Raw genomic sequence first — 4,072 nt, forward strand, 5'->3', positions numbered from 1 at the left:
GAAATAATGTTTTAAGCCGGCATATAACAAAGCCCTTTCCTTGATCTCGGCGGTTCTGGTGATGTCGTTATTGCTGCCGCTTACGATACATACCACGTTTTTACCTTTTATCTCTTCAGCAAAATGGTCCAGGGCCGAAATAGCCATAGCTCCTGCAGGTTCTACCACTATAGCATCCTGGTTATACAGATCGAGAATTGTTTGACATATTTTTCCTTCTGGGATAGTAATCATCTCATCAAGATTCTCTCTACATATCGCAAAATTCATGCTACCAACCTTCTGCACGGCTGCTCCGTCTACAAAACCTTTAATATTGCCCAGTTCTACTACTTTCCCTTGTTTCAGTGAGGAAGTCATGGAAGCTGCGCCTTCCGGCTCAATACCAATTATTTTAGTTTTGGGAGAAAGTTCCTTGAATATAGAGGAGATTCCGGCTAGAAGTCCGCCACCGCCAAGTGGTGCAAAAACGTAATCTATTGGTTCGCTGGCTTGCTCCAGGATCTCCAGGCCAATAGTGGCCTGACCTTCGATAACTTTCTCATCGTCAAAAGGATGAATAAAAACCAGATCGTATTTCTCACGGTGCTTCATCGCATTTTTAAAGGCATCATCAAAGGTATCCCCCTTCAGAACAACTTCAACACAATCGCCGCCAAACATCTTGGTTTGTTCCACTTTTTGGCGGGGAGTGGTAATTGGCATATAGATCACGCCTTTTGCCTGCAGTTTATTACAGGCAAAAGCAACACCTTGTGCATGGTTCCCTGCACTGGCACAAATTACCCCCCGGTCCAATTGCTCCTGCGGAAGGCTGGCAATTTTATTATAAGCTCCCCGAATTTTATAGGATCGCACCTGCTGCAAATCTTCCCTTTTCAACATCACATTAGCTGAAAATTTGTTGCTATAGGTAAAAGACTGCATCAAGGGTGTTTTTACCACCACTTTAGAAATTCGCTCAGCCGCTTCTTTTACAGCCTTAAGACTGGGTTTATATGTTTTTTTCTCTGCCAGTAAAGTGCTCATCTTATTCGTGTATTTTCTTCATTGCGGTCATCGCTTTTCTTAGCCTTTCCCCTACTTTTTCTACCGGATGTTGCCTTATTTCATCATTAACCGCTATTAACTGCTGATTATCCACACCGGTATAATCGGTTCCGAAAGAATGACCAATCACTTCTTTAGGTAAGGCGTTCACATAATCTTTGATAAGGGGTTTAGCCGAATGATCAAATAGATAACAACCATATTCAGCTGTGTCAGAAATGATACGATTCATCTCATACAATTTCTTCCTGGCTATCGTGTTGGCGATAAGCGGAACTTCATGTAGAGACTCGTAATAAGCCGAATCTTCAACAATCCCCGCTTCTACCATAGTTTCAAAAGCCAGCTCTACGCCAGATTTCACAAAGGCCACCAGTAGTACCCCTTTATCAAAATATTCCTGTTCTTTTATTTCTTCTGAAGTTGCCTGAGATTTCTCAAAAGCAGTTTCCCCGGTTGCGGCGCGCCACTCCAGCAATTCTTTGTCATTATTCTCCCAATCTTTCATCATTCTACTGCTGAATGCTCCCGAGATAATATCGTCCATATGCTTTCTGAAAAGCGGACGTAATTTCACCTTTAATTCCCCGGAAATCGCATCAGCTTTGATCTTGGCAGGATTTGATAGCCTATCCATCATATTGGTGATTCCGCCGTGCTTTAAAGCTTCGGTGATCGTTTCCCAACCATACTGAATCAAATTTGAGGCATAAGCAGGTTCCACCCCTTCAGCTACCATTTTATCAAAACTCAAAATAGACCCGGTTTGCAGCACTCCACATAATATGGTTTGCTCTCCCATAAGATCTGATTTCACTTCAGCAACAAAAGAAGATTCCAAAACCCCGGCACGATCACCACCAGTGGCCACAGCATAAGCCTTAGCCCATTCAAACCCAATTCCCTGAGGATCGTTTTCAGGATGCACGGCAATTAAAGTCGGCACCCCAAAACCTCTTTTATATTCTTCACGAACTTCACTTCCGGGGCATTTGGGAGCGACCATTATCACAGTGATATCCTCCCGAATCTTCATCCCTTCTTCCACGATATTAAAGCCGTGGGAATAAGAAAGCACCGCATTTTTCTTTATATGAGGTTGAATAGCTTTTATTACTGAAGTATGTTGCTTGTCTGGCGTTAGGTTGATTACCAGATCGGCCGTAGAAATTAATTCTTCATAAGTTCCGACTTTAAAATTATTTTCTGAAGCGTTTTTATAAGATTGGCGCTTTTCTTTAATAGCTCCATCCCGAAGCGCATAAGAAATATCCAAACCGCTATCCCTCATATTCAAGCCCTGGTTGAGGCCCTGGGCACCACAGCCAACAATTACTATTTTCTTATTCTTTAAGGCAGCTACACCATCTTTGAATTCATCGCTTTGCATAAAACGGCAGGTCCCTAACTGGGCCAGTTGCTCTCTTAACGGCAAGCTGTTAAAATAGTTTGTCATAACTTCTAATTAATTGGTTGTATTAAATTGTTCTAATAATTTTGAGATCTGCATCTCTTCTTTGGTCACCGCAATAGTGCCTGAGCGCACGAACTGCATCAACCCGTATGGTTTTAATTTTTCGTAAAGGCTATCGGTTTCACTGCGCTTTCCTGTTTTTTCAATCACAAAGAATTTGGGAGTCACCGTCACGATTCGCGCATTGGTTCCTTTTATAAAATCCTGAATACTGAGATCACCTACAAATTCTGATGAATTCACTTTGTACAGCGCGGTTTCCTGGTAGATCATCTCCTCATCGGTGTGATAAAAGGCTTTGATCACCTCTATTTGTTTTTCAATCTGCTTTACGACCTTCTGCACCTGTTCCTCATTCACCTGCACCACGATGATGAAACGCATCACCCCTTCCACTTCGCTTTTAGACACGCTAACACTTTCTATGTTAATGTGCCTTTTCAGGAAGATCGCAGCGATACGACTTAACAGCCCCACATTGTTTTCGGTATAGATCGAAACGGTATAATTTTTCTTTTCCATTACTCCAATAATATTTCTGAAACTGCCGCCCCCGTAGGAACCATAGGGAACACATTTTCTTCCTGTTCAACTTTTACTTCAAGGAAATAAGCTTCTTTAGACTCCATCATTTCCCTCACTGCATCAGCCAGTTGAGCTCTTTCGGTCACCTGGTTTGCCTTTATATGATAACCTTTGGCAATGGTTACAAAATCAGGGTTTACCATTTCGGTGGAGGCATAGCGTTTATCAAAGAAGAGTTGTTGCCACTGGCGAACCATTCCGAGAAAACCATTATTAAGAATCACGATCTTCACCGGAACCTTTGTCTGAAAAATTGTTCCCAACTCCTGAATGGTCATTTGGTACCCTCCGTCTCCTATGACAGCCACCACTTCCCTGTGCGGAACACCCATTTTAGCACCAATAGCCGCCGGAAGGGCAAATCCCATAGTTCCCAATCCTCCGGAAGTCACCTTGCTGCGTGTTTGATTGAATTTCGAATACCTGCAGGTCACCATCTGGTGCTGCCCTACATCTGAAACTATAACAGCATCACCTTTGGAACAGGTATTGATCTCATCGATCACTTCGGCCATTCCAATTTTTCCGCGTTCGGCGTTAAGGTCGTTTTTGATGATCTTTTCAAACTCTATATCATATAGATTTTTGAATTCCTGATGCCAGGCCTTGTGCTCCTTTTCTTCTACAAGATCAAGCAGCAAGGCCAGGGTTTTATTCACATTTCCTAAAACAGGGATATCGGCTTTTACATTTTTATCGATCTCGGCTGGGTCTATCTCAAAATGGATCACTTTGGCCTGTTTGGCATATTTTTCAAGATTTCCTGTCACGCGATCATCGAAACGCATTCCTATGGCAATTAGCACATCGCATTCATTGGTGAGCATATTCGGGGCGTAATTTCCATGCATTCCCACCATTCCCACATTTAATGGGTGGTCGGTAGACATAGCTGAAAGTCCCAGAATAGTCCAGGCAGCCGGAATTCCGGTCTTTTCCACGAGTTTCTTTAGAAGCTGTTCT

Annotated in this window: 4 protein-coding genes; all 4 read right to left on the bottom strand. The window is 42.8% G+C overall.

Going from position 1 to position 4,072, the window contains the following annotated elements; translation table 11 throughout:
- Positions 1–1,029, bottom strand: a 1,029-nt coding sequence (gene ilvA / locus VIM94_RS07700) for a threonine ammonia-lyase IlvA (protein WP_332038712.1), incomplete at its 3' end; no start/stop codon positions are given.
- Position 1,030: 1 nt separating this feature from the next.
- Entirely contained in the window at positions 1,031–2,506 is a 1,476-nt protein-coding gene (gene ilvC / locus VIM94_RS07705; protein ID WP_332038713.1) for a ketol-acid reductoisomerase, read from the bottom strand.
- Positions 2,507–2,515: 9 nt separating this feature from the next.
- Entirely contained in the window at positions 2,516–3,046 is a 531-nt protein-coding gene (gene ilvN, locus VIM94_RS07710) for an acetolactate synthase small subunit (RefSeq protein WP_332038714.1), read from the bottom strand.
- On the bottom strand, positions 3,046–4,072 hold a 1,027-nt coding region (locus VIM94_RS07715; RefSeq protein WP_332038715.1), incomplete at its 5' end, for a thiamine pyrophosphate-binding protein. The genes VIM94_RS07715 and ilvN, both read right to left, overlap by 1 nt.

The sequence above is a fragment of the Salegentibacter sp. genome (assembly GCF_036568425.1).
In the GTDB taxonomy this organism is placed as follows: domain Bacteria; phylum Bacteroidota; class Bacteroidia; order Flavobacteriales; family Flavobacteriaceae; genus Salegentibacter.

What these genes read in the sequence shown, in the direction of transcription:
- ilvC (WP_332038713.1), bottom strand. Translation starts at nt 2,506, where the DNA reads ATGACAAACTATTTTAACAGCTTGCCGTTAAGAGAGCAACTGGCCCAG.
- ilvN (WP_332038714.1), bottom strand. Translation starts at nt 3,046, where the DNA reads ATGGAAAAGAAAAATTATACCGTTTCGATCTATACCGAAAACAATGTG.